The organism is Nocardia sp. NPDC051030 (assembly GCF_040683015.1).
GTDB lineage: Bacteria > Actinomycetota > Actinomycetes > Mycobacteriales > Mycobacteriaceae > Nocardia.
Genome location: NZ_JBFBCD010000002.1, coordinates 831,184 through 856,787, shown reverse-complemented (window position 1 = coordinate 856,787; position 25,604 = coordinate 831,184). Strand labels below are relative to the sequence as shown.

Below are 25,604 nucleotides of genomic sequence, written 5' to 3'. Positions count from 1 at the left end.
TTAGAGCGGGGAGGGGAGACTGTGGATCAGGGCTACGGTTTCGGTTATTACGGTGGGGTCGGTGTTGGGGAGGACGCCGTGGCCGAGGTTGAAGATGTGGCCGGTGGCGCCTAGGGCGAGGGCTTCGTCGGCTTCGCGGGCTATGCGGCGGACTTCGGCGTCGATGGCGGCGGGGCCGGCGAAGAGGACTGCGGGGTCGAGGTTGCCCTGCAAGGCTTTTCCGGGGCCTACGCGGCGGACGGCGTCGTTGAGGGGGATGCGCCAGTCGACGCCGACTACGTCTGCGCCGGCTTCGCCCATGGCGCCCAGGAGTTCTCCGGTACCGACACCGAAGTGGATGCGGGGGATGCCCGCGTCGGCGATTTCGGTGAGGACTCGCTCCGAGTGCGGGAGAACGTATTCGCGGTACTGGGCGAGGGTCAACGCACCGGCCCAGGAGTCGAAGAGCTGGACCGCGTCGACGCCCGCTTCGATCTGGGCGCGCAGGAATTCGATGGTGATGTCGGTGAGGACGCCCAGCAGCTGATGCCAGGTTTCCGGATCGGCGAGCATCATCGCCTTGGTGCGCTCATGGTTCTTGCTCGGACCGCCCTCGACCAGATAGGACGCGAGGGTGAACGGCGCGCCCGCGAAACCGATCAGCGGCGTATTGCCCAGCTCACCGAGCAGCAGCTTCACACCGGATGTGACGGCCCCCACTTCCTCCGGCCGCAGCCGCGGCAGCGCGCGCACATCGGCGACGGTGCGCACCGGATTGGCGATCACCGGCCCGACTCCCGCCACGATATCGAGGTCGATCCCGGCGGCCTTCAACGGAACCACGATGTCGGAGAACAGGATTGCCGCATCCACGTCATGGCGGCGGACCGGCTGCATGGTGAACTCGCACACCAGCTCCGGATCGAAACAAGATTCCAGCATGCCGACTCCGGCGCGCAGTTCGCGGTACTCGGGCAGGGAACGCCCGGCCTGCCGCATGAACCACACCGGACGCCGATGCGGCCGGCCACCGGTGGCGGCGACGAGGAAGGGGGCATCGGTCAGGCTGCGGCGGCTGTGAGTACTCATCGCAACCCATCGTAAGGGTGACGGGCGGCGCGCCTCTCACGACACCGGACCCGAGAGGTCTACCGTTGCCAAACGTGACACCGCTCGACTTCCGCGACGGCGCCGCACCGACCCCGGAGCCAGAAGAACCTGCCAGGTTCCGCGCCGCGGTCGATGCGATGGGAACCGCAACCGTGCACCCTCGGATCGAGCTCGCACCGATCCGCCCGCCGCAACGCCTGGCTCCCTACTCCTACGCACTAGGCGCGGAAGTCACGCGACCCGACACCAATGTGGTGCCGGTCGACTCCGACGGTGACGCGTTCGGCCGCCTGATCCTGCTGCACGACCCGAACGGGCAGGAAGCCTGGCACGGCGTGTTCCGCTTGGTCGCCTACATCCAGGCCGACATCGACTCGGCCCTGGCCGCCGACCCGCTGCTGCCGGAGGTGGCGTGGAGCTGGCTGGTGGACGCGCTCGAATCGCGCACCGGCTACACCGCGCTCGGCGGCACCGTCACCTCCACCAGTTCGGTCCGCTACGGCGATATCGCCGGACCCCCGCGCGCGCATCAACTGGAGTTGCGCGCGTCGTGGACGGTGGGCGATTCGGAGATGCGCCCGCATGTCGAAGCCTTCTGCGAGGTACTCGCGTATGCCGCGGGATTGCCGCCCGCCGGCGTAACCCAGCTGGACGTGCGCCACGGCGACGAAGACGCCGAGTAGCTCTCACCACCGAGAACGTCTGTACTGCAACCAAATCGACGCGGGACACGTACGATTCGCAATGGCCCGGGGTCGTGCCGCGGGCCACCGTTTCACCGACGTGACGCGGACCGCGCCTGCCCTACCCGTAAAGTTCAAGACCATGTCCGTACCAGAAGAACCCGAAGCCACTGTCGCGGTACCCTTGCTCGCGCCAGTGGACGGTGTGCCGCCGGTATTGGACACCCCTGCCGCAATCACCGCGGCCGCCCGCCTCCTCGCCGAGGGCACCGGCCCGCTGGCCGTCGATGCCGAGCGCGCTTCCGGCTTCCGCTACTCCAATCGCGCGTATCTGATCCAGTTGCGCCGCGCGGGCTCGGGCAGCTTCCTCATCGACCCGATTCCGGTCGACGGCGACCTGTCCCCCCTGGCCGATGCGATCAACGACCTGGAGTGGGTGCTGCACTCCGCCGACCAGGATCTGCCCGGTCTCGCCGAGCTCGGCCTGTATCCCGCCCGCCTGTTCGACACCGAACTGGGCGGTCGCCTCGCCGGATACGAGCGCGTCGGCCTGGCCGCCATGGTGGAGAAACTGCTCGGCCGCGAACTCAAGAAGGGCCACGGCGCGGCCGACTGGTCCACCCGCCCACTCCCCGACGACTGGCTGAACTACGCCGCCCTCGACGTCGAACTGCTCCTCGAACTGCGCGACGCCGTCGCCGAAGACCTCGAACAGCAGGGCAAGACCGACTGGGCCGCACAGGAATTCGAGCACGTCCGCGCTGCCGAACCCTCCGCCCCCAAATCGGATCGCTGGCGACGCACCTCCGGCATTCACACCCTGCGCCGCACCCGCCAACTCGGCATAGTCCGCGAACTCTGGATCACCCGAGACCGCCTGGCCCGTCTGCGCGACGTCGCCCCCGCCCGCATCCTCCCCGACTCCGCCATAGTCGCCGCGGCCACCAGCGAACCCAAAACCATCGCCCAACTGCGCACCCTCCCCGTCTTCGGCGGCCCCCGCCAACGCCGCTACTCCAGAGAATGGCTAGGAGCGGTAGAACGCGCCCGAGCCCTCCCCGACACCGACCTCCCACCCCTGACCCAGCCCTTCGACGGCCCCCCACCCGTCAACCGCTGGGAACGCCGCGACCCCGCCGCCGCGGCCCGCCTCCAACGCGCCCGCGCCGCCATGACCGAACTCTCCGGCGAAGTCGCCATCCCCGTGGAAAACCTCCTCACCCCCGACCTCCTCCGCCGCATGTGCTGGGACGGCCTCCCCCGCACCGCCGTCAACGGCGACGCCCCCACCCTCATAGAAACCTTCCTCACCGCAGGCGGCGCCCGCCCCTGGCAACGAGAACTCGCAGTAACCCGCCTCGCCGAGGCCCTCTACCCCGAAAAACCCGCCTAGCCCGCCACGAACGCCGAGGAACCCGCAGCCGAGGGAGCTCTGGTGGTGGCGAATCGGACAAAATCCCGCCGCCACAGCTCCCTGATCTTGATGCTGCGTCAGTCCTCGAAGACGGGTGGGCGGCGGTCCTTGCGGGCGCGGACTGCTTCGTCGAAGTTTTCGGTGGTCAGGCGGACGTAGAGCTGGGCCATGCCCTCATGCTGCATATGCGATTCGAAGCTGCCCGCTTCCAGGCCACTCCACAGCATGCGCTTGGTGAGCTCGCCGCCTACTCGGCTCCAGCGGATGATCTGGTCGGCGGTGTCGTAGCACGTCTCCAGCAGCTTGTCGCCGGGAACCACACGCGAAACCAGGCCTATGCGTTCGGCTTCGGTGGAATCCACGTCGCGACCGGTGAGCATGATCTCGAAGGCACGGGTGGTGCCGATGACGCGGGGCAGCAGGTAGCTGATGCCGAGTTCGGCGGAGGTGAGGCCATTGTTGATACCGGCCGCACGGAAGTAGGCGTCCTCGGAGGCGATGCGGATATCGGTGCCGACGGCCAGGCAGAAGCCGCCGCCGATGGCCGCGCCATTGATGGCGGAGATGACCGGCTGATGCATGCGGCGGATCGTCAGCATCACATTATTGAGCAGATCCATGGACCGGCGGGCAATGCTGGTGCGCGTCAAGCCTTCCACGCCGGGCACTCGTCCCGCGTGCTGCAAATCCGCGCCGGAACAGAAGCCATGCCCCGCACCGGTGAGTACGACCACCCGCACCTCATTGTCGGCGGCCACCGCCTCGAGGGTCTCCCGCAAGGGCACCATGACATCGAATGCCATGGCGTTCATCCGATCCGGGCGATTGAGGGTGACCAGCGCGATCCCCGGGCGCGGCTTCTCGACGAGCACGAACGCGGTGGAATCGGACGCTGGGGTATCGGACGCTGGGGTATCGGACGGCATGCGACCTCCTTGACGCAGAAACTGAAACCTGTTCCAGAATCTACGCGAGAACCGCAGCCCCGCACAGGGAACACCCCATCCGACTCGGCCGCTCACACCGGCCCCCGTGCTAGCTTCCGATCATGGAACAACGCGTCAGCCTCATCACCTTGGGCGTTGCCGACCTCGCACGCTCCCGCACGTTCTACGAAACCCTCGGTTGGCGGGGACAAGAAGTCGAAGAGACGGTCTTCTTCCAAGCGGGTGGACTCGGCCTGGTCCTCTGGAGTCGCGAGAAACTCGCCCTCGACAGCGGCCTCGACGACGCCCACGGCACCGGCTTCGGCGGCATCGTCCTCGCCCACAACCTGCGCTCCCCCGCCGAAGTCGACGCCCTCCTCACGACAGCCCGGCAAGCCGGGGCCACCATCACCAAACCCGCGGCGACAACGACCTACGGCGGCTACGCCGGCTCCTTCGCCGACCCCGACGGCCACCTCTGGGAGATCGCCCACAACCCCGGCTTCCCCTTGGCCGAGGACGGCACCTTGACCATCCCCGACTTCGGCACCCCCTAGCCGCCCGCCGAACCGATCCCGGCAACGCCGACAGCCATCACCTCCGCCGCCGCCAATTCCGCAGCGGCCTGCTCTTCCGACGTGCGTTCGTCGTAGCTGCGGCCTTTTCTTTGTCGGGCGATCACGTGCCCGCAGGGGACGAGAATCCCAGCGCCACAGCGAAAACGAGGGGCTCCCACCATGTTGGTGGAAGCCCCTCGAACGTCGAAACGTCAGCGCCCGTTGGGCGAGAACGCCTTTCCGGAGATCTCCGACGACAATGTTTGCGTGGCAACGCCTGTGGCCCGCTCGGCCAACTCCGGCGACAGGGTTCGTTCGGCGGGCTTGTCCGGGTGGCCGCCTCCGCCCAGCCAGCCGTTGATGCGCTGGGAGATGTCGGCGGGGGTCAGGCCCAGCTCCTGGTGGATCGTCGCCCGCGAGGCGTGATCCAGGAAGCGTTGCGGCACACCGAGATCGCGGGTGGGGACATCCAGACCGGCGGCGCGCAGGCGGGCCGACACGGTCGAACCGATGCCGCCGTGCAGGCCGCTGTCCTCCAAAGTGACCACCATGCGGTAGTTCTCGGCCAGCTTCACCACGGTGTCGGAGACCGGCAGCACCCAGCGCGGGTCTATGACAGTCACCGAAACACCTTGCGCCTCCAGCAGATCCGCCACGCGCAGGGCGAGATCGGCGAAGGTGCCGACGGCGACCAGCAGGACATCGCCGTGCACGGACTGCGCGGAGGCACCCTCGACATCGGGCAGCCGCAGCACGTCCACGCCCTCGAGCCGCTCGACCGCCGAAATATCCTCGGAGACAGAACCCTTCGGGAAGCGGATGGCGGTCGGTCCATCACCGATGTGCAGCGCCTCGCCCAATTCCTCACGCAGCGTTGGCGCATCGCGCGGGGCCGCCACCCGAATTCCGGGAATGATGCCCAGCACCGACAGATCCCACATGCCATTGTGCGACGCACCGTCGTCACCGGTAATGCCCGCACGGTCGAGGACCAGCGTCACCGGCAGCTTCAACAGCGACACATCCATCAGCAGCTGATCGAAGGCGCGGTTGAGGAAGGTCGAGTAGATGGCGACCACCGGATGCAATCCGCCCAGCGCCATACCGGCCGCGGAGGTCATCGCATGCTGTTCGGCGATCCCGACGTCGAACATGCGCTCCGGGAAGCGATCCCCGAACGCGGAGAGACCGGTCGGCCCCGGCATGGCGGCGGTGATGGCGACGACATCGTCCCGCTGCTCGGCCTGGGCGATGAGTTCCTCGGAGAACACCGACGTCCAGCTCGGCGCGGACGAACGACTCACCGGCTCACCGGTTTCCGGATCGATATGGCCGACCGAATGCATCTGATCGGCCTCATGGTTCTCGGCGTGCTTGTAGCCGCGCCCCTTCTGCGTCACCACGTGCACGAGCACCGGACCGCCGAAGTCCTTGGCGCGCCGCAGCGCTCCCTCCAAGGCGACCTCGTCGTGCCCGTCCACCGGGCCGACATATTTCAGCCCGATATCGCTGAACAGCTCCTGCGGCGCGACCGCGTCCTTGATGCCGGTCTTGATGGCATGCAGCACCGAATACGCCGAATCCCCCACGCGCGGAATGTTCTGCACGATCCGCTTGGTGGCGTCGAGCGCGTGCTCGTAGGCGGGCTGCATGCGCAACCCGGCCAGCCGTTCGGCGAGTCCGCCGATGGTCGGCGCATAGGACCGGCCATTGTCATTGACCACGATGACCACCGAGCGATCCTGCCCGGCGGCAATATTGTTCAACGCCTCCCAGCACATACCGCCGGTGAGCGCGCCATCCCCGACGACCGCCACCACGTGCCGCTTCTGCCGGGTCAGCGCGAACGCCTTCGCGAGCCCATCGGCATAGGACAGCGAGGCCGACGCGTGCGAGGACTCCACCCAGTCGTGCGCGCTCTCGGCGCGACACGGATAACCCGACAAGCCCCCTTGCTTACGCAGCGTGTCGAACCCATCCTTGCGACCGGTCAGAATCTTATGCACGTAGGCCTGATGCCCGGTGTCGAAGATGATCGGGTCGGCAGGCGAGTCGAAGATCCGGTGCAGCGCGATGGTGAGCTCCACGACGCCGAGATTCGGCCCCAGGTGCCCGCCCGTGACGGCGACCTTCCGCACCAGGAACTCACGAATTTCCTCGGCCAGTTCGCGTAGCTCCGGCACTGACAGCCGACGCAAGTCCTCGGGCGTATCGACCCGGGAAAGCACTCCCACGGCTATTGCTCCCTCCGGATGTCTCCATGTGTTTGCAACAGTCTACGGAGACCCGACCGGCCCCCGATGCCAGGAACGAAACCCACCTGCGACATCTACTCGAGATGTGAGGCTCGACACACCCTACCCGGATACAGTGGCCGCGTGGTCCCCAATGAGCCAGCCACCGGCGGATTCGCAGCTCCAGCGCCCGCCGGGGTCGTGGCCCGCATCATCGACGAGGTGTACGAGCTGTGCCGGGCCGACACCTCGGGGACGCTGGCCGACTACATCCCGGAACTGTCGGCGGTGCAACCCGATTCGTTCGGCATATGTCTGGCAACCGCGGATGGGCAGGTGTACGGCAGCGGAGATCTGGACATTCCCTTCACGATTCAGTCGATCTCGAAACCGTTCACCTACGCACTGGCGCTGGCCGATCGCGGGCCGGAAGAAGTGGCGAAGCGGATCGATGTGGAGCCGTCCGGGGAACCTTTCAATGAGATCAGCCTGGATCCGAAGACGCAGCGGCCGCGCAATCCCATGATCAATGCCGGGGCCATCGCCGCCGCCTCGCTCATCGAAGGCCATGACGCCGCCGACCGATTCGCCCGAATCCGCCGCAGCTACAGCCGATTCGCGGGCCGCGAACTGCGCATGAACGACGCCGTCTACGCCTCCGAGGCGCGCACCGGATATCGCAATCGCGCCATCGGGTATCTGCTGCGCGGCGTCGGGATCATCGATATCGATCCGGATGAAGCGGTGGACCGCTACTTCCGGCAGTGCTCCATCGACGTCACCTGCCGTGACCTGGCGATCATGGCCGCCACACTGGCCAATAACGGCGTGAATCCGATGACCCATGAGCGCGCCCTGTCCGGGCCGCTGGTTGAGCAGGTCCTGTCGATCATGACCACCAGCGGCATGTACGACGCCGCCGGAGACTGGGTGACGACGGTCGGACTGCCCGCCAAAAGCGGTGTGGGCGGCGGCATTCTGGCCGTGCTGCCGGGCCAGATCGGCATAGCCGTCTACTCCCCGCGACTGGACGCACATGGCAGCAGCGTGCGCGGCGTGAAGGCCTGCCGCGAACTCTCCAGCCGATTGGGCCTGCACTTTTTGCATGTCACCCGCGCCGCGCACACCGCCATCCGCGCCGCGTACACGGCGGCCGATGCACCCTCGCGGCTGCGACGCGATGCCGACGAATTGGAGATTCTGCGGCAATACGGCGACCACGCCCGCATCTTCGAACTCCACGGCGACTTGCTGTTCGCGGGTGCGGAATCCACCGTCCGCGCCGTCGAGCAAATACCAGGCGAATTAGATGCTTTGGTTCTAGATCTCCGCGAAATCGGGGATGTGAGTCCCATCGCAATCCGCATGCTCGACGACCTGCAAGCCGAATTGGCCGCCGCCGGATGCCGCGTCGCACTCGTCGATCCCGAGGCGAAACTCGGACATATGGTTTCCAGCCTCGATCCGAACGATCCGCGCGGCCGCGTCTTCGTCGACCGTGATGCGGCCACCGAATGGTGCGAACAACTCGTTCTGGATAAACATCGCCCACCCGGACACACCGACCATTCGGCATTCACAGTCGAACAGCATCCGGCCCTGACCGATATGCCCGACGACGAACGCCAACAACTGGCAAAAGAATTCGAGATCCGCACCATCGCGCGCGGGGAACGCATCGTAGCCGCGGGCAGCCCCCGCGCGGGCCTGTTCCTCATCCTCGACGGTCGCGTCCGCTTCACCTTCGAGGACCGCACCGGCCGACGGCACCGACTCGTATCGCTCTCCCCCGGAATGTCCTTCGGCGAAATCTCACTGCTGGCCGGAGCCGCCTTCGCCAACGACGTCTACGCCGAAACCACGGTCCGCGTGGCGGTCCTGCCGCCACCCAAATTCGACCTGCTCACCAGTAAGGCCCCCGAGGTGAAACTCGCCCTGCTGGAACGCCTCGCGGCCGCCGCCTACGCCCAGGCCGATGCCGCGGTCCGCGCCCTGGCCGCACACGGCGGAGCCTGATAGCAGCCTGCCGCGGTCCCGGCCGCCCACCCGATCAGGTGCGGACAGCCGGGAACGCTGCGGCGCAGGCGATCAATCATGTTCACAGACTTCTGGCGAGATCGTTCCGGGGTCAGGCCAGCCCGAGGATCTGCGCTGTCCGAGCGAGGTGATCGTCGGCGGTGTGCTGATCGACATCCACGGGGGCTTCGACGCCCGGAATCATCTTCCGTAGTGCGGGCTCCCACTGAACCTTCCGATCCGGGAAGCACTGCGCCAGCAGATCGACCATGATCGCCGGAGCGGTGGAGGCACCCGGGGAAGCGCCGAGCAGACCCGCGATCGTGCCGCCCGCGCCCGTGACCAGCTCGGTGCCGAAGGTCAGAATGCCGACCTTGTGCGGGTCCGGCTTGACGAGCTGAGCCCGCTGGCCCGCTTGCACCAGATACCAATCGGCGGGATCGGCGTCCGGGTAGAAGCGTTGCAGCTCAGCGAATTTGCGGCGGCGAGTGGCCAGCAGTTGGCCGATCAGATAGCGCACCAGCGGCAGGTTCTGGACTCCGACGGCGAGCAGTACCGCGATATTTCGCAGGCGCAGGGTCGTGAACAGATCGATGAGACGGCCATGCTTGAGCAGGCGGGTGCTGAACGTGGCGTAGGGGCCGAACAAGAGAGACCCATTGCCGTCGACCACGCGTTTGTCCAAGTGCGGCACCGACATCGGAGGCGCGCCGAGTTCCGCCTGGCTGTAGACCTTCGCATCGTGCCGTCCGACGACGTCCGGATTATCCGTACGCAGGAATTGCCCGCCGAACGGAAACACCGCATACCCGCGGACCTCGGGAATCCGGGCCTTCTGCAACAACTTCAGCGCATAGCCGCCCGCGCCGACGAACACGAACCTCGAACGGACCGTGAAGCGCCGCTTGGTATTCCGGTCGCGCACAGTCACGGTCCAGAGGCCATCCGGGTCGCGCCGCAGTCCGGTCACCTCGCGCCCGAGCAGGACCTGCGCCCCCGCATCGGTCATCGTCTTCACCAGAGAACCGGTGAGCGAACCGAAATCGATATCGGTGCCCGCTTCATATCGGGTGGCGGCCATCGGCTCGGTGCGGTCGCGACCGGCCATGAGCAGCGGGGCCCACTCGGCGATCACGTCGGGGTCCTCGGTGTAGTTCATGGCAGAGAACAGCGGGAGCGAGCGCAGCGTCTCGTAACGGCGACGCAGGTAGGCGACATCGCGGTCACCGAAGACCACGTCCATATGCGGTGCCGGGTTGACGAACGCGGCCGGGTCGGTGAGATCGCCGTCTTCGACCAGCGCGGACCAGAATTGGCGTGACAGCTGGAACAGGCGCGCGATCTGTTCGGGCTTGGCCGGATTCTCGGGGTCGGGCATGTAGTTCAGTTCGATCAGGCCGGAATGGCCGGTCCCGGCATTGTTCCAGGCATTCGAGCTCTCCCCCGCGATCTCGCCGAGGCGCTCGAACATGACCATGGACCAGTCCGGTTGCAGCTTGGTGAGCATTGCGCCGAGCGTCGCGGACATGATGCCGCCGCCGATCAGGACGACGTCGAGGACCTCTCCCGGGACAACGGATTTCACGGCCGTGGTGTGTGCGGGTTCCATTTCCAACCTCCACTGTGTGGTGTTGATTGCATCGTCACCCCGCCTGACTCATCCGTCCAATACCGAGAACTCTCGATTATCATCCAGATATGGATGAATATCCTTCGGCCCAGGTGGAAGCACTCGCGCCGCTGCTGGCAGCCTTCGATGCGGCCGCCGCTGAGGGGCACATCACACGCGCGGCCCAGCAATTGGGTGTCCCGCAGTCCTCACTGAGTCGCCGGTTGAAGACCCTCGAGCAGATCCTGGGCGTGCAACTGTTCCAACCCGTCGGGCGCGGCATCACCCTCACCCCGGCCGGACGCGAACTGTCCGAACGCACCCGAGACCTGGTGCGCGCCCTCGACGACGCGGTCAGCGTGGTGCGCAGCAATGCCGACCCCGACAGTGGTCTCGTCCGCTTCGGCTTCCCGCTCACCCTCGGACCGGTCAGCATGCCCTCGCTGCTGGCCGACTTCCACACCGCCGCACCACGAATCCGCCTGCACCTGGTCCAGGCCCACGGCGAAGCCCTCGCCGACCAGATTCGCGCGGGCCGCCTCGACCTCGCGGTCATGATCCCCTCCCCCGCGGATCTCCCGGCAATCGTGTTGGGCCACCAGCGCATTCACGTGTACGTCGCCCGCCATCACCGGCTCGCCGCACAGCACACGGTCGATCTCACCGAACTGGCCGAGGAACGATTCATCGCCAACCCACCCAGCTATCACCTGCGCCACATGCTCGACTCCTGGTGCGCCGAAGCCGGATTCACCCCGAACGTCGCCTTCGAGATCACCGAATTCGAAACCCTGCGCGCCCTCGTCGCCCACGGCCTCGGCATCGCCCTGCTCCCCGAACCCGAAACCCCCCACCCCGACCTGCACCGCATCTCCCTCACCACCCCACGCGACCGCACCATCGGCCTCGTCTCCGGAAACCACCGCCCCACCCCCGCGGTGGCCCGCCTGCACGACTACCTCGCCACTCACGCCGAGCGGTTCCAGTGGCGGACAGCGCCGCAACAGCCCTGACAGTGCGGGGGCAGATCGGTCAGAGCCGAGATTCCGCAGCTGCCACTTCCTCGGCGAAATCAGGGACGCGGGATCGGGCGATGAGATCGTCGCGGGCATATCGGCGTTCGACTTTGTACCGGCGGGTGGCCCCCGCGGGGAAGCGGCGCGGCGGGGTTCGCGGTGTGTCGGGCGTCGGTAGCATCGGCTGGGTTGCCCCGGAACCCAGCGAGAGGACGCCCGTGACCAGCAGCGAGGCCACCACCGGCACCATCACCACCTATGGCTCCGGAAGCGCGAGCGCCACCCCCGACATCATGCGCGTCACCGTCTCCATCGAAACCCACGCCGATACCGTGGCTCTCGCCTACTCCCGCGCCGGAGAACGCACCGACTCCGTCATCCAGTCCCTGCGCGGTGACAATGTCCAACCCCGCGACATCTCCACCAGCGGGCTATCGGTGCGCACCAATACCGTCTGGACGGACAACAATCGCGAGAAGATCATCGGCTACGTCGCCAGCACTTCCCTGACGGTGACCCTGCGCGACCTCAGCGCGAAGACCACCGACGCGACCGGCCCAGCCGCGATCATCGCCCACGCGGTGGACGCGGGTGGCGACGACGTCCGTCTAGGCGGCCTCACCCTCACCGTCGACGACGAGGAATCCCTCCTCACCCAAGCCCGCGACGCCGCCTGGGATCACGCCAAATCCAAGGCCGACCAATACGCCACCCGCTCCGGCCGCACTCTCGGAACCGTCCTCGAAATCACCGAGAACACCTCCGACCCAATGCCCGTCCCCCGCATAGCCTTCGCCGCCGCCAAGCGATCCATGGACGCAGGTGGCTCCGTCCCGGTCGAACTCGGCGAAAGCGAACTCTCCGCCACAGTCCGAGTCACCTGGCAACTCAACTAACCCACCCCGGCTGGAGCCCATCAGCCACCTCACCATCGAGTGTTCACTGGTGCAGGCATTCGCCGAGAAAGGCCCTGCGCCATTGAACACTCGATGCGGGATGGTGGGGTGAATCCACCAGGGGCTGCTGGGATCTTGGGTCAGCGCTCCAGTAGGGCGATGCATTCGACATGGTGGGTACCGGGGAAAGCGTCGAAGACGCGCAGCTTGGAAGGCTGGTAGCCCGCGGCTCGGTAGAGGCCGATGTCTCGGGCGAAAGAGGCTGGGTCACAGCCGATATGGATGATGCGGCCCGGATTGCGCTCGGTGAGGGCGTTGATGACGTCCTTGCCCGCGCCCGCACGCGGGGGGTCCAGTACTACGACATCCGGTGAGGTGGCGGGCTGTTCGGCTATCCAGTGCTCGACTCGTTCGGCGCTCAGGTCCACCCAGGGCTGGTCGGTCAGGGCGATGCGACCTTCGGCGACGGCTGTGCGGGCGGATTCCACGCCGTGGACCGCGCCGGTCTGGCCGACCTGGTCGGCCAGGCGGGCGGCGAAAACGCCTACGCCGCAGTACAGATCCCAGGCGAGTCCGCCGGGTGCCGCATCGGACCACTCGGCCACGACATCGGAATAGCGCTGTGCGGCACCGTAATGGGGCTGCCAGAACCCGGTGGCCGACAGCTCCCAGCGGCGGCCCGACACGTATTGCACGGGTTGGCCGGTGCCATCGACCACACGCTCGACCCGGGCGCGGTGTGCGGCGGCCCGCCGAGCCGTCGTGCTGCGACGGTCCGCACCGCGGCGGCCCTCACGACCGCCGGACCGGTCACGCCCGGAGCCATGCCCCTCCTCGGGCGGGGCCAGCTCGACGATATGCCGCATGCCGTCACCATCCACGGCCACAACGAGATCCGCGCCCGGTGTCCACGTCCGCTCGCCGATCCCCTCCATCGCACCCGCCATAGGCTGCGGGCAGCGCAGATCCGCGATCACCTCGGTGCTGCGATACCGGTGCACACCGGCGTTCCCGTGCGCATCCACCACCAGCCGCACCCGGCTACGCCACCCACTCGTAGGCGCGTCCGCAACCACCGCATCGGCAGCTGCCCCAGCGCTCGGCGACATCGCTTCGGTTCGCGAACCACGCCCAGCCGCAGCGGCATTCACCTGTGCGTCCCGGACAGCCGCGCGGGTCTCCGACCCAGCGCCCGAGGCAGCCGTATCGGCGTCGGCCCCGGTCCGCGTACCCCGGGTGGCGGTATCGGACGTGATGGTCGCAGTCCGTGCAGCGTCATCTTGGGGCGGTGTACCTCGCAAGTGCGCGGGCCACCCAGTCGCCACGCCGCCGAGCCGACCCGGTGTGTGGGCCGAGGCGTGCGTACCTCGCGGTGTCACAAGGCCACTGGGCCGGACAAGTCCGGCGGGGATGGCCTCGACGACGAACTCCGGCTCCCAATCCGCGAGGCGGCGCAGTTGCTCGGAGACGACGGAGGCCTTGAGCGCGCGCTGGGCTTCCGGTGTGGCGAAGGAGAAGTCGCAGCAGCCCGCGCCGCCGGGACCGGAGACCTGGCAGGTGGCGGGGATGCGGTCGGCGGAGGGTTCGAGGATTTCGACGGCGTCGGCGCGGCAGAAGGAGCCGCGGTCCTCGGTGACCACCGCGCGGACGAATTCGCCGGGCAGGCCGTGGCGCACGAACAGGACTCGCCCCTCGTGGCGGGCCACGCAGAAGCCGCCGTGGCCGGGCGGGCCGAGGCGGACCTCGAAGACCGAGCCGAGCCAGTCGGAACCGGTGTGGGAACTCACGATTCATCTCCGAATCCGCGGCGCACCGAACCGGGCGCATTGACCGCGCGGGGCCGGGCGGCCTTGGCGGAGGAGCTGAGCTGCCAGGGCACGCTGGTCACCATGACGCCGGGCTCGAACAGCAGGCGCCCCTTCAATCGCAGGGCGCTCTGGTTGTGTAGCAACTGTTCCCACCAATGTCCGACGACGTATTCGGGGATGAACACGGTGACGATGTCGCGCGGGGAATCCTTGCGGACCCGCTTCACGTAATCCACCACCGGCTTGGTGATTTCACGATAAGGCGATTCGATCACCTTGAGCGGCACGGTGATATCGCTGCGCTCCCATTCCCGCACCAGCGCCCGGGTATCGGGCTCATCCACGTTCACCGTGATGGCCTCGAGCGTGTCCGGCCGGGTGGCGCGCGCGTAGGAGATGGCCCGCTTGGTCGGCAGATGCAGCTTGGACACCAGCACGATGGAGTGGGTGCGGCTCGGCAGCACGCCATCCCATTCGGTCTCGTCCAGTTCCCGCGACACCGTGTCGTAGTGCCGGTGAATGAGTTTCATGATCCCGAAGATCGCCAGCATGGTGACGATGGCGATCCACGCACCCGCCAGGAACTTGGTGACGAGCACGATCACCAGCACGGTGGCGGTCATGACGAGGCCGATGGCATTGATCACCCGCGACCGCTTCATCCGCGACCGCTGCGCCGGATCGGTCTCGGTGCGCAGCAACCGCGTCCAATGCCGCAGCATGCCGGTCTGACTCAGCACGAAGGACACGAACACGCCGACGATGTAGAGCTGAATGAGCTTGGTCACCTCGGCCCCGAACAGCACCACGAACGCGATCGCGGCACCGGCCAGGAACAGGATGCCATTGCTGAATGCCAGCCGGTCACCACGCGTATGCAGCTGTCGCGGCAGGAATCGGTCCTGCGCCAGAATCGAACCCAGCACCGGGAATCCGTTGAACGCGGTATTGGCCGCCAGCACCAGGATCAGCGCGGTCACGATGGTGATGAAGTAGAACCCGGCCGGGAATCCGCTGAATACCGCGCCCGCCAGCTGCGCCACCATCGTCTTCTGCTCATACCCGGCCGGTGCGCCGATCAGGTCCGAGGTGTTGTGCGCGTAGACGATTCCGATCCGCTGCGCCAGCACGATCATGGCGATGAACATCGACACCGAGATGGTGCCCAGGAGCAACAAAGTGGTGGCGGCATTGCGGGACTTGGGCTTACGGAAAGCGGGTACCCCATTGCTGATCGCCTCGACACCGGTCAACGCGGCACATCCGGAGGAGAATGCGCGGGCGATCAGGAATACGAAGGCGAGACCGACGAGATGATCACCTTCGGGCTTGAGCTCGAATCCGTAGGACTCGGCATGCACCTGATCGCCGAGAATCCCGATGCGGGTGAATCCCCAGATGAGCATGAGGAACATGCCGATCATGAAGGCATAGGTCGGAATGGCGAAGGCGGTGCCGGATTCTCGAATACCGCGCAGATTCACCGCCGTCAGCAGCACGATCGCCGCCACCGCGAACAACACCTTGTGCGTCCCGACGAATGGGACGGCGGATCCGATATTGGAGGCCGCGGACGAGATCGAGACCGCCACGGTGAGCACATAGTCCACCAGCAGGGCACTGCCGACCGTGAGGCCCGCGGTGGGTCCGAGGTTCTTGGTCGCGACCTCGTAGTCACCGCCGCCCGACGGGTAGGCGTGCACGTTCTGCCGGTAGCTGGCCACGACCACCGCCATCACCAGGGCGACCGCGAGGCCCACCCATGGCGCGTACGTGTAGGCGGACAACCCGGCCACGGACAGCACCAGGAAGATTTCCTCGGGCGCGTACGCCACGGAAGAAAGCGCGTCCGATGCGAAGACCGGGAGTGCGATTCTTTTGGGCAGCAGCGTGTGCCCGAGGGAATCGCTGCGGAAAGGGCGACCGACCAGCATGCGCTTGGCGGCCGTCGTCAACTTCGACACTTTAGGCAGCATAAGGGGTGGCGAGGCCGGTCGTGTCCACGGCGCGACGACCACCGCTTCCGGACCGTAGTGTGGCCCCTGAACAGTGTGAGCTTTTTCCGGTTCCGGTTTGAACGGCAACCTGAGGGGGAAACTGCCTCGGGAAAAACACGAACGGTACGGTTGCCACCCGAACAGACAACCAAACCGCACACCACGCTTTTCGGGAATGGGGTTCGCACGGTGTACGTAGTGATCATGGGGTGTGGGCGGGTAGGTTCCTCGCTCGCGCGGGCCCTGGTCCGCATCGGCCACGAAGTCGCGGTGATCGACCAGAATTCCAGCGCCTTCCTGCGCCTGGGCCGCGATTTCCCCGGACTGTGCATCACCGGTGTCGGATTCGACCGGGATGTGCTGACCCGGGCCGGAATCGAGCGGGCGGGCGCCTTCGCGGCCGTCTCCTCGGGCGACAACTCCAACATCATCTCCGCGCGCGTGGCCCGCGAGACCTTCGGTGTGGAGCGCGTGGTCGCGCGCATCTACGACGCCAAGCGCGCCGCCGTCTACGAGCGCCTGGGCATTCCGACCATCGCCACCGTGCCGTGGACCACCGACCGCTTCCTGCGCACCCTGGTCGCCGATCAGAGCACCACCACCTGGCGCGACCCCACGGGCACCGTCGCAGTGACCGAACTCATCCTGCACGAGGACTGGTACGGCCGGACCGTGCACTCGCTGGAGGGCGCGACCGGCGCGCGCGTGGCGTTCCTCATCCGCTTCGGGCAGGGCATGCTCCCGAACGGCAAAACCGTGCTGCAGGCCGACGACACCGTCTACGTCGCCGCCACTTCCGGCACCGTGGGCGAGGCTGTCGCTCTGGCCGGTAATCCCCCCGCGAGCGAGGACTAGATCATGAAGGTAGCCATTGCGGGCGCCGGCGCAGTCGGCCGATCCATCGCCCAGGAGCTATTGCGCGGCGGCCACCAGGTCATGCTGCTCGAACGCCGCCTCGATCACATCGATCCGGCCATCGCCCCCACCGCCGTGTGGACGCATGCCGATGCCTGCGAGCTGGAAACGCTCGAAGAGGCCGGGATGGAGACCTATGACGTGGTGATCGCCGCCACCGGCGACGACAAGGTGAATCTCGTGTTCTCCCTGCTCGCCAAGACCGAATTCGGCGTGGGACGAGTCGTCGCCCGCGTGAATGATCCGCGCAACGAGTGGCTGTTCGACACCTCATGGGGCGTCGACGTGGCGGTTTCAACGCCGCGCCTGCTGGCCTCACTCGTCGAAGAGGCCGTGTCCGTGGGCGATCTGGTGCGCCTGATGACGCTGCGTCAGGGCCAAGCCAACTTGGTGGAGATCACACTGCCCACCGATACCCCCTTGGCGGGCAAGGCCGTTCGCACGCTGCAATTGCCGCGCGACGCCGCCCTGGTGACCATTCTGCGGGGCGGCCGGGTCATCGTGCCCCAGGCCGACGATCCGCTGGAGGGCGCGGACGAACTGCTGTTCGTCACCTCCGTGGAGGCCGAGGACGACCTGCGTAAGGCGCTGGGCGTCAATGGCTTCGGCGCCGTGAACGCCGAGGCCGACGTCGTAGCCTGAGCTCGACGCCGACCCGGCGCTGTCTTTCTTCGATCATCGTCTTCGCGTACCTGCCGTGCTGTCGGCGGACTCCCCGTACCGCCGATTCATCCGGTGCGCGCATCCGGCGATCAGGAGGCCGCGCGCAACTCCGCGCGCAGCTTGTTCAGAGCCCGGTGCTGCATGACCCGGACCACGCCCGGGCTGGTGCCGATGGCCTCGGCGGTCTGCGCCGCGGTCCAGCCCAGCACGATGCGCATGACCAGCACCTCGCGATGAGTCGGCGCCAGCACCTTCATGAGATCCCGGGTGGCCCGGCGGGTTTCGGACTGCAAGGCCCGTTCCTCCGGTCCCGCCTCGAGCATCGGCGCGTCCGGGAATTCCGCCACCGGATAGGCCGGGTGCTGCTGTGCCCGGCGGAACGCGTCGGCGACCTTATTGGCCGAGATGCCGTACACGAATGCCAGGAACGACTTGCCCTGATCCCGGTAGCGCGGAATGGCCTGCACGGTGGCCAGGCAGATCTCCTGGGCCACATCGTCCGCGGTCACATGCAGGTGACCCGAACCGCTCATGCGGGCCGCGCAATAGCGCCGCACCAGCGGGTAGATCACCTTGAGGATTTCCGAGACCGCCGCCCGGTCACCGGCCGCGGCCGGTCCGATCAGCTTCTCCAATTCCGCTGCGGCACGCCGGGACTCCGACGTCGCCGCACTGTTTGCCTTCGTTCCCCGCGCCGCCTGGTGTCGGCGAGGGATTGCCTGCACTGTCGCACCCGGCCCCTCGACCCGGTCCTGCGACGTTGCTACTGCCTTGCCGTCGGTTACCAACTCAGCGATCCTTTCTCCGTACCTTCTGAGAAAGATCGTGCTCGGTTCCGGGCCTTCGAAATAGGTACCCCAGGGGTGGGGTGGGCACCCCCTACCGCCACCCAATCCCCCCGAAGGTGTTGCGCGGCGGGCGGATAGAACGATAAGGCGCTGGTCGCGGCCTACTCAGGCGACAGACTCACCGGTCTTGCCGGGGGTGGTCGAACCGGATGTAGCGGGCAAATGCCCGGCGCGGCGAACCGCCCACACCGTCACCACCAGCGCCACACCGGTCAGCGGCCAGCCCATGGCGAGCCGCGCCACGGCCAGCAGGCCGGTGCTGTCGGAGGCGTACAGATGGTTCTGCACCACGTACCGCGCCCCGAAGACCACGGCCCACACCGCGGTCGCGATGTCATAGAGCCGCATGGCCCGGCGATCGGAGCGCCACTCGGTGCCGTGCCCGTTCAGCACGCCCCAGATGACGCCCGCCAGCGGCCAACGCACCACCAGCGACAGCAGGAACGCGCCCGCGTAGACCAGGCTGGCGTAGATGCCGAACAGGAAGAAGCCCTTGGCCTCCCCCATCCGATAGGCGATGAACGCGCACACGCCGACCCCCAGGAATCCGGAGATCGCGGGCTGCACCGGGCCCTTGCGCACCAGCCGCCACACCAGGATGGCCGTAGCGACGCCCAGGGCCGCCCAGATCGCGGTGGTCAGCCCGCGCAGGGAATTCACCGGCACGAACACCAGCACGGGCAGCGAGGAGTAGATCAGGCCGCTGAAACCGCCCATCTGCTCGAGCAGCGTCTGCTCGGCCTCCTCCTCACGCTCCTCCTCGAGGGCATGATCCCGTTCGAGTTCGGCGTCGGTGAGTTCGGCGGAGTCGGCCTTGCGGAAGGTGACTTCGCGGCCCTCGTCATTGCTGCTGGCGGGTATCGGCATGCGTCAGGAATTCTCACGAAGTTCGTAGTAGGGGTTGAAGATAACCTTGCCGCCATCGCGCTGGCCGATGCGGCCGCGGACCAGAATACGGCGGCCCGGCTCGATTCCGGGGATGCGACGCCGCCCGATCCAGACCAGCGCCACGCTGTCGGTGCCGTCGAAGAACTCCGCCTCGACCTCGGCGCCCGCGGTCTTCGGACACGCCTCGACGCTGCGCAACCGGCCCAGCATGGTGACCTCTTCACCGCGCCGACACTCCGATGCCCGGCACGCGCCCGACGCCTCCGACGTCTCGGCGAGCTCCTCGGCATCCAAACGATCCAGATCCTCGGTCAACCGGCGCCCGAGCCGCCGGAAATAACCTGAGGGGGTGTCCTTCCCACCTGGGGATGGCATCTCGCACGCTCTCCTGTAGAGCAACACGGCGTGGGTCTCACGTCGTTCGTTCTTCCCACGCGCCAGGTGGGTTGATTGGATACAACAAGCCCACACGACCGGCGGTGGCCGTACCACCGCCACTGTAGATGTACCGGCCTGCCCCCGCCACGCGCGCCCGTCCTCAGTACGCTCGGGCCGTGCTCGATCTTCCAAGTCCGGCGGTCGCCGTCGCCCTGCCCGGAACCGGCTCCGACGCCCATTTCGCCCGCCGGGCCTTCGGATCCGCCTGCGCCGCACTGGATCTGCCGTTCCTCGCGGTGGACCCGGACCCGCGGCGAGTCATCGACAGCTACGAGGCCGCGCTCAATGACGCCGCACGCTCGGGCCCGGTACTTGTCGCGGGAATCTCACTCGGCGCGGCCGTCGCTGTGAACTGGGCCGCACGCCACCCCGAATCCGCATTCGGCGTGGTCGCCGCGCTCCCCGCCTGGACCGGAGCCGACACCACCGACTGCCCGGCCGCACTCAGCGCCGCCGCCACAGCCTCCGCTCTGCGCGCCGACGGCCTCGACGCCGTACTCGCCCGCATGCAAGCCTCCAGCCCAGAGTGGCTGGCCGAAGCCCTGACTCGCTCCTGGCGCTCGCAGTGGCCGGACCTCCCCGCCGCACTGGAAGAAGCCGCCGCCTACCGCTGGCCCGAGCCCGAAGTGCTGACAAGCGTCACCGCACCGGTCGCGATCATCGGCGCGAGCGACGATCCGGTGCACCCCATCGCCGTAGCCGAACACTGGACCGCCCTCATCCCCCGCGCCGACCTGCATGCCATCACCCTGGCCGAACTCGGGGCAGACCCGGCCGTCCTCGGCACGCGCGGCCTCAACGCCCTCCTCCCCCGCCGCGTCGCCACCCCCTGACGAATTGCCAACGCCACAAAACGAGTTCGCCCCATCCGCTTCGAGAGCGGATGGGGCGAAGGTCACTCGGGGGTAGGGCTATTGCAGGCCGAGCTGTTGCATGGCCGAGCCCTCGGCGCCGCGACGCGGCTCCGTGGAATCCTGCGGGTTCGGCACACCCTGGTAGGGGGCACCGCCCTGCATGGCCGCCATCTGGGCCGCCACGGCGTCCTGCTGGGCCTGCAATTGCTGTGCGTGAGCCGCCGCCAACTGATCGGCGAGCTCCTGGGGTAGGACCACCGGAAGCGGTTCGCGGACCGGTAGTGGCTCATCGCCACGCCGGACCACGGTCTCGCCCATGATCGCGCGGGCGGCACTCACCAGCGGCGCGCCCTCATCGGCGGATCCGGACGGGCCGGCCGCCACCAGGCGAACCATCCAGCGCGGGCCGTCCACACCGATGAAGCGCAGGTCCGCGCCCTCGGTGAGGGCGTGCAGCTCGCGCCCCCACGGGCCGTTCTGCACCGACACCTGCGCGCCGTCCTTGCGCAGGGTGTCCGCGAGATCGGCTGCCACCGAACGCCATTGACCCGCCGATTTGGGGGCGGCGTAGGCGGCCACGGTGATCCGGCCGTGCTGGGTGGCCAGGTGCACGGCTTGCGGCGTGCCGTCCGGGGTCATCTCGACCTGCAGCTGCCCGCCGGGCGGCACCGGCACGATGACCGAGCCCAGGTCCAGGCGCTGCTCGGCCACGGTCTCGAGCTGTTCGGAGACATCCTCGTAGTCGTACGGACCGGTCCGGTCCCCGGACGCCGCGCCCACGACGGGCAGGGCGGTATCCGTGTCGTAGTCGTCCTCGGCGGCGTCGAATTCGACGTCGTCCTCGTAGTCGTCGTACTCCACGAACTCCTCGCCGTACTGCGATTCATCATCGCTCTGGCGCTTCTTGCGTCCGAACATCGTTATGCCTCCTTGCCGGCTTCCGCCGAGCCCGCCCCATCGGACTTCGCGGCGAGGCTGGCATGCCCACCGCTGGATCCGTATCCTCCTGCGCCTCGCTCGGTTTCGTCGAGAGAGGCGACCTCCACGAAGTCCACCAGTTCCACCCGCTGCACCAGCAGCTGCGCGATGCGGTCACCACGCCGGAGCTCGATGGCGGTGCGCAGATCATGATTGATCAGGCACACCTTGATCTCACCCCGGTAGCCCGCATCAACCGTGCCGGGGGTGTTGACGACGGACAGGCCGTGTTTGGCGGCCAAGCCCGACCGCGGGTGGATGAGACCCACGGTGCCGAGTGGGAGAGCCACCGCGATGCCGGTACCGACCAGCACCCGCTCTCCCGGTTCGATGATGACGTCTTCGGTAGTGCACAGGTCCACGCCCGCGTCGCCCTCGTGGGCACGCTTCGGTACGGGGATGCTGGGATCAAGCCGCAGCAGGGGAATAGGTGGAATACCGGTCACGTGCGACGAGCCTACGCGTTCGACCCCGCATGCATTGACCTAGTCTGATGTCGTGTCCGACCAGCCCCCTCAGGTGACCAACAGCGTGTCTCCCAATGAGAACAAGCCGCAGTCCGAGCCCCTCTTCTCCGAGCGCCTCTGGGTGCCGCTGTGGTGGTGGCCGGTGGCCTTGGCGGTGACCGGACTGCTCGCCGCCGAAATCCATATGGGCGCACCGGGAATCCGATCCTGGCTGCCCTACGTGCTGCTGTTCCCGGTGCCGGTGTGGGTGCTGATGTGGTTCTCGCGGCATCGGGTGGAGGTGGTCCTCGACTCGACCGGCACGCCCGAATTGCGCGCGGATCGCGCCCATCTGCCCGCCACCTTCGTGAAGCGGGCCGCGGGCGTGCCGGCCAGTGCGAAGAGCGCGGCCCTGGGCCGACAGCTCGACCCCGCCGCGTATGTGCAGCATCGAGCCTGGATCGGCCCGATGGTGCTGCTCGTGCTCGATGATCCGGACGACCCCACGCCGTACTGGTTGGTCAGTACCCGCAAGCCCGAACAGATCATCACTGCGCTCGGACTCTGACGACCGACCCGGTCTCTGACCGATCAGGGGTCAGAGGCCGAGGGTCGCAGCGCCCAGAAGTTCCTCACCGCGCTCGGCAGTTCCTGACCGCGCTCGGCGTACCGAGCGCGGATCGACGGAATCTTCTCCTGCGTGACTACGCCCTACGCGGCGCAGTCCATGCAGATCAACTGACCGCCGGACTCATTGGCCAGTCGGCTGCGGTGGTGCACCAGGAAGCAGCTCGAGCAGGTGAACTCGTCGGCTTGCTTCGGGATGACCCGAACCGAGAGCACCTCCTCGGAAAGATCCGCGCCGGGAAGCTCGAACGACTCCGCGGTATCGGATTCGTCGATATCCACGACGGCGGACGCGGCCTCGTTGCGACGAGCTTTCAGCTCCTCCAGCGAGTCTTCCGACACCTCGTCGGTTTCGCTGCGCCGCGGTGCGTCATAGTCGGTTGCCATGTCGTCTTCCCCTCGTCCTTACTCCGTATATCCCGGACCGGCTCACTTAGACCCGACTCCCTGAGGAATCGGATCAGGGTGGACCGCCCCGCCCGTGGTGTACGTCACGTGTACACCGGTCACCGATCGGGCCGGATGCTCCTGATCCGCACCGGATCGCGCTCGGTCAACGCAGGACATGCCCTTGTTGTTCCCGAAATCGAACCCCCGATTCACCCCGGCGATTCGATCTGGGCCGCCAGACAATAGCGGACCCTAGAGCAAAAGTCGCAATCAAAACACACGCGATTCGAAACTGAGGGTCAATCGTCACCGCGCAGGGGACGGACCGAGACCTCCGGCGGACTTGCCGAGACCTTGTACGCCGGTGACCGCGACGTTTTCGTAGAGTATGGGCGTGGTTTCACTGATCACCCAAGGCACCCCGATAGATCCGAAGGGCCGTCCCTTCATCAGGCGCCGCTGGGAACCCTGGGCGGCGATGGTGGGTGTCATCGCCTTGATCTGCGTCGGAGTGTGGTTCAAAGCACTCACGACGACAGAAGGCGATCACGGCGCCATGACCTGCAACTCACCGAGTCCGGCCTCCGGCACGTCGGCGGCCAAGCCCGCCACGCTGGGCGAACGGGTCTCGAACTCGCGGCTACGTGATGTCGAGCCCGCGGCCCTGGCCCAGTCGAAGGTGCGCGTGTTCAATGCGAACGGCCAGCGCGGTCAGGCCGCGCATGTGGCCTCCCAGCTGGGCGATCTCGGTTTCGCGAGCGCGCCGGACGTGCAGGCGGCCAATGACCCGGTCTACGTGAACGGGGACCTGGAGTGCGCGGGCCAGATTCGCTTCGGCGTGAGTGGACGGCCCGCCGCGGCGGCCGTGCAGCTGGTCGCGCCGTGCGCCGAGCTGATCGAGGATCAGCGCACCGACGACACCGTGGACTTCGTGCTGGGCTCGCTGTTCCGTGAGCTGCGGCCGAGCACCGACGCCGAGGAGGTGTTGCGCGCGTTGAAGAGTCCCGCACCCGGCAGTGGTCCGGCCATCGACTCGAAATTGCTCGAAGCCGCCCGGCACGCCAAGTGCTGAGGGTGCTCTCCCGGCTCTGAAAGCCTCGAGCCGGTGTCCGCGAGGTTGAAACTCGCTCCGGCCGAGACCGATTCGTGATCGCCGCGCCCGAACGGGCGCGGCGATTTCGATATCCGGGTGTCTACCCGGCTGTCACTCGTTCGGGATAGGGGTGATGACACCGATCCGCTCGAGCAGACCGGCCAGTTCGTCTCCGATGCCGGGCGCTGCCGCCATCACCAGCGCGCCCTCGGAGCCGGGGGTGGACGGAGACGGGAGAATGAGCCGCGCGCCCGCCTCCGAGGCAATCAGGGCACCGGCAGCCCAGTCCCAGAGATTGAGTCCATGCTCGTAGTGCGCGTCCACCCGGCCCTCGGCCACCATGCACAGATCCAGCGCCGCGGAACCGATGCGGCGAATATCGCGCACGTGTGGCAACACCTCGGCGACCAATTCGCCCTGTCGCGTGCGGCGTTTGGTCCCATAGGCGAAGCCGGTCGCCACCAGCGCCATGGCCACCGAGTCGACCGCATTGCAGCGCAAGGGGATCGGCGCGCCGCCGGGAGCCTCGTGATGGCCGCCCGCGCCGGATTCGGTGCGATGCGCGCCCTGACCCAGCCCGGCGCTGTAGGTCACCCCGTGCGCGACATCCGCGACGGCTCCGGCGACGGACACGCCGCCGCGCACGGCCGCGACCGAGACCGAGTAGGCGGGGATGCCGTAGACGAAATTGACTGTGCCGTCGATGGGATCGACCACCCAGTGCACCGCTTCCGGATCGTCGGACAGGGTGCCGCCGTCCTCCTCGCCGACCACCCGGTCCCCCGGGCGGAGTTCGGAGAGCAGCTTGCGGACCAGCTGTTCGGTCTCGGTATCGACAATGGTGACCGGGTCGGTGGGCGTGCTCTTGGACTGCACGGCGTCATCCTGGAGGGCGCCGGGTCCGAAGACCTGGGGGCGGCGTTCGCGGACGTGCGCGGCCGCGGTCTCCGCGAGATGTACCGCCACGCGCCGAAGTTCGGCGATGTCCGCTGCGTGTGATTTGGCGGAGGTGTCGGGGTTCGTAGTCGGGTTCGATGCGGTCAGTGTGAAATCGGATTCCGGCACGAGGTCCATCGCAGCACAGATCCAGCATGTCGCGCATTAGGCTTGTCTCGCACGACACAGCGCTCTCGTCACGCACGACACAGCGTATGGGGCCGCATCCGGCCAGCGTGGCGGGCGAACCATCGATATTTCGGAACGGGTAGTGTGCCGCGCA

At 67.4% G+C, this 25,604-nt stretch carries 25 protein-coding genes; 11 read left to right on the top strand and 14 right to left on the bottom strand.

Features of this window, described 5'->3' with window-relative positions:
* The gene (hemE, locus tag AB0N05_RS08600; protein WP_364689263.1) at window positions 1-1,068 is read right to left on the bottom strand and encodes a uroporphyrinogen decarboxylase; all 1,068 of its coding nucleotides are present in this window, start codon (window positions 1,066-1,068) and stop codon (window positions 1-3) included.
* 74 nt (window positions 1,069-1,142) lie between these two features.
* Between hemE and AB0N05_RS08595 the strand changes: the two genes are divergently transcribed.
* Together AB0N05_RS08595 and AB0N05_RS08590 are read left to right on the top strand one after the other, a co-directional pair.
* Complete coding sequence (locus tag AB0N05_RS08595; protein WP_364689260.1) at window positions 1,143-1,772, top strand: DUF3000 domain-containing protein; 630 nt, start codon at window positions 1,143-1,145, stop codon at window positions 1,770-1,772.
* A 142-nt stretch (window positions 1,773-1,914) separates the two neighbouring features.
* Window positions 1,915-3,165 (top strand): ribonuclease D, encoded by a 1,251-nt coding sequence (locus AB0N05_RS08590; RefSeq protein WP_364689258.1) that lies wholly within the window; start codon window positions 1,915-1,917, stop codon window positions 3,163-3,165.
* A gap of 98 nt (window positions 3,166-3,263) precedes the next feature.
* On the opposite strand, the gene AB0N05_RS08585 is transcribed toward AB0N05_RS08590, so the two are convergent.
* Window positions 3,264-4,112, bottom strand: a complete 849-nt coding sequence (locus AB0N05_RS08585; RefSeq protein WP_364689255.1) for an enoyl-CoA hydratase — start codon at window positions 4,110-4,112, stop codon at window positions 3,264-3,266.
* A 122-nt stretch (window positions 4,113-4,234) separates the two neighbouring features.
* Between AB0N05_RS08585 and AB0N05_RS08580 the strand changes: the two genes are divergently transcribed.
* Entirely contained in the window at window positions 4,235-4,669 is a 435-nt protein-coding gene (locus tag AB0N05_RS08580) for a VOC family protein (RefSeq protein ID WP_364689252.1), read from the top strand.
* On the opposite strand, the gene AB0N05_RS08575 is transcribed toward AB0N05_RS08580, so the two are convergent.
* A complete protein-coding gene (locus AB0N05_RS08575) occupies window positions 4,666-4,794 on the bottom strand; it encodes a hypothetical protein (protein WP_364689250.1) in 129 nt (42 codons plus the stop codon). The genes AB0N05_RS08580 and AB0N05_RS08575 overlap by 4 nt on opposite strands.
* A gap of 87 nt (window positions 4,795-4,881) precedes the next feature.
* Window positions 4,882-6,897, bottom strand: a complete 2,016-nt coding sequence (dxs, locus tag AB0N05_RS08570; RefSeq protein WP_364689634.1) for a 1-deoxy-D-xylulose-5-phosphate synthase — start codon at window positions 6,895-6,897, stop codon at window positions 4,882-4,884.
* A 150-nt stretch (window positions 6,898-7,047) separates the two neighbouring features.
* On the opposite strand from dxs, the gene glsA reads away from it, so the two are divergent.
* Entirely contained in the window at window positions 7,048-8,919 is a 1,872-nt protein-coding gene (gene glsA / locus AB0N05_RS08565; RefSeq protein ID WP_364689247.1) for a glutaminase A, read from the top strand.
* Between the two features lie 112 nt (window positions 8,920-9,031).
* On the opposite strand, the gene mqo is transcribed toward glsA, so the two are convergent.
* A complete protein-coding gene (gene mqo / locus AB0N05_RS08560; RefSeq protein WP_364689244.1) occupies window positions 9,032-10,528 on the bottom strand; it encodes a malate dehydrogenase (quinone) in 1,497 nt (498 codons plus the stop codon).
* Window positions 10,529-10,617: 89 nt separating this feature from the next.
* On the opposite strand from mqo, the gene AB0N05_RS08555 reads away from it, so the two are divergent.
* Entirely contained in the window at window positions 10,618-11,541 is a 924-nt protein-coding gene (locus AB0N05_RS08555; protein ID WP_364689241.1) for a LysR substrate-binding domain-containing protein, read from the top strand.
* Between the two features lie 221 nt (window positions 11,542-11,762).
* Window positions 11,763-12,440 (top strand): SIMPL domain-containing protein, encoded by a 678-nt coding sequence (locus AB0N05_RS08550; protein ID WP_364689239.1) that lies wholly within the window; start codon window positions 11,763-11,765, stop codon window positions 12,438-12,440.
* Between the two features lie 140 nt (window positions 12,441-12,580).
* Here the strand turns inward: AB0N05_RS08550 and AB0N05_RS08545 are convergent, their stop codons facing one another.
* Both AB0N05_RS08545 and AB0N05_RS08540 read right to left on the bottom strand, forming a co-directional pair.
* Complete coding sequence (locus AB0N05_RS08545; RefSeq protein WP_364689236.1) at window positions 12,581-14,227, bottom strand: TRAM domain-containing protein; 1,647 nt, start codon at window positions 14,225-14,227, stop codon at window positions 12,581-12,583.
* Window positions 14,224-16,212 (bottom strand): APC family permease, encoded by a 1,989-nt coding sequence (locus AB0N05_RS08540; RefSeq protein ID WP_364689234.1) that lies wholly within the window; start codon window positions 16,210-16,212, stop codon window positions 14,224-14,226. Before AB0N05_RS08540 ends, AB0N05_RS08545 begins: the two co-directional genes overlap by 4 nt.
* A gap of 222 nt (window positions 16,213-16,434) precedes the next feature.
* On the opposite strand from AB0N05_RS08540, the gene AB0N05_RS08535 reads away from it, so the two are divergent.
* Together AB0N05_RS08535 and AB0N05_RS08530 are read left to right on the top strand one after the other, a co-directional pair.
* A complete protein-coding gene (locus AB0N05_RS08535; protein WP_364689231.1) occupies window positions 16,435-17,100 on the top strand; it encodes a TrkA family potassium uptake protein in 666 nt (221 codons plus the stop codon).
* 3 nt (window positions 17,101-17,103) lie between these two features.
* Window positions 17,104-17,802, top strand: a complete 699-nt coding sequence (locus AB0N05_RS08530) for a TrkA family potassium uptake protein (RefSeq protein ID WP_364689229.1) — start codon at window positions 17,104-17,106, stop codon at window positions 17,800-17,802.
* 110 nt (window positions 17,803-17,912) lie between these two features.
* Here AB0N05_RS08530 and AB0N05_RS08525 read toward each other — a convergent pair whose 3' ends face one another.
* The 3 genes from AB0N05_RS08525 to AB0N05_RS08515 all read right to left on the bottom strand — a co-directional run bounded on the left by AB0N05_RS08525 (window position 17,913) and on the right by AB0N05_RS08515 (window position 19,934).
* The gene (locus AB0N05_RS08525; protein ID WP_364689630.1) at window positions 17,913-18,539 is read right to left on the bottom strand and encodes a sigma-70 family RNA polymerase sigma factor; all 627 of its coding nucleotides are present in this window, start codon (window positions 18,537-18,539) and stop codon (window positions 17,913-17,915) included.
* Between the two features lie 237 nt (window positions 18,540-18,776).
* Window positions 18,777-19,388: a DUF3159 domain-containing protein gene (locus AB0N05_RS08520; protein ID WP_364689627.1), complete on the bottom strand. Its 612-nt coding sequence runs from the start codon at window positions 19,386-19,388 to the stop codon at window positions 18,777-18,779.
* Window positions 19,389-19,541: 153 nt separating this feature from the next.
* Complete coding sequence (locus tag AB0N05_RS08515) at window positions 19,542-19,934, bottom strand: OB-fold nucleic acid binding domain-containing protein (protein ID WP_364689226.1); 393 nt, start codon at window positions 19,932-19,934, stop codon at window positions 19,542-19,544.
* A gap of 179 nt (window positions 19,935-20,113) precedes the next feature.
* Between AB0N05_RS08515 and AB0N05_RS08510 the strand changes: the two genes are divergently transcribed.
* Complete coding sequence (locus tag AB0N05_RS08510) at window positions 20,114-20,830, top strand: alpha/beta hydrolase (protein ID WP_364689223.1); 717 nt, start codon at window positions 20,114-20,116, stop codon at window positions 20,828-20,830.
* Between the two features lie 78 nt (window positions 20,831-20,908).
* Here the strand turns inward: AB0N05_RS08510 and AB0N05_RS08505 are convergent, their stop codons facing one another.
* Window positions 20,909-21,769: a DUF3710 domain-containing protein gene (locus tag AB0N05_RS08505; RefSeq protein ID WP_364689220.1), complete on the bottom strand. Its 861-nt coding sequence runs from the start codon at window positions 21,767-21,769 to the stop codon at window positions 20,909-20,911.
* Window positions 21,770-21,771: 2 nt separating this feature from the next.
* Complete coding sequence (gene dut, locus AB0N05_RS08500; RefSeq protein ID WP_364689216.1) at window positions 21,772-22,275, bottom strand: dUTP diphosphatase; 504 nt, start codon at window positions 22,273-22,275, stop codon at window positions 21,772-21,774.
* An 85-nt stretch (window positions 22,276-22,360) separates the two neighbouring features.
* On the opposite strand from dut, the gene AB0N05_RS08495 reads away from it, so the two are divergent.
* Window positions 22,361-22,843: a DUF3093 domain-containing protein gene (locus tag AB0N05_RS08495; RefSeq protein ID WP_364689625.1), complete on the top strand. Its 483-nt coding sequence runs from the start codon at window positions 22,361-22,363 to the stop codon at window positions 22,841-22,843.
* Between the two features lie 143 nt (window positions 22,844-22,986).
* Here the strand turns inward: AB0N05_RS08495 and AB0N05_RS08490 are convergent, their stop codons facing one another.
* Window positions 22,987-23,289, bottom strand: coding sequence for a DUF4193 domain-containing protein (locus AB0N05_RS08490; RefSeq protein ID WP_364689213.1), 303 nt, complete (start codon window positions 23,287-23,289; stop codon window positions 22,987-22,989).
* Between the two features lie 397 nt (window positions 23,290-23,686).
* Between AB0N05_RS08490 and cei the strand changes: the two genes are divergently transcribed.
* Window positions 23,687-24,364 carry an envelope integrity protein Cei gene (cei, locus tag AB0N05_RS08485; RefSeq protein WP_364689210.1) on the top strand — a complete coding sequence of 226 codons (678 nt, stop codon included), beginning with the start codon at window positions 23,687-23,689 and terminating at the stop codon, window positions 24,362-24,364.
* Window positions 24,365-24,496: 132 nt separating this feature from the next.
* On the opposite strand, the gene AB0N05_RS08480 is transcribed toward cei, so the two are convergent.
* The gene (locus AB0N05_RS08480; protein WP_364689207.1) at window positions 24,497-25,459 is read right to left on the bottom strand and encodes an inositol monophosphatase family protein; all 963 of its coding nucleotides are present in this window, start codon (window positions 25,457-25,459) and stop codon (window positions 24,497-24,499) included.
* Window positions 25,460-25,604 lie beyond the last annotated feature (145 nt).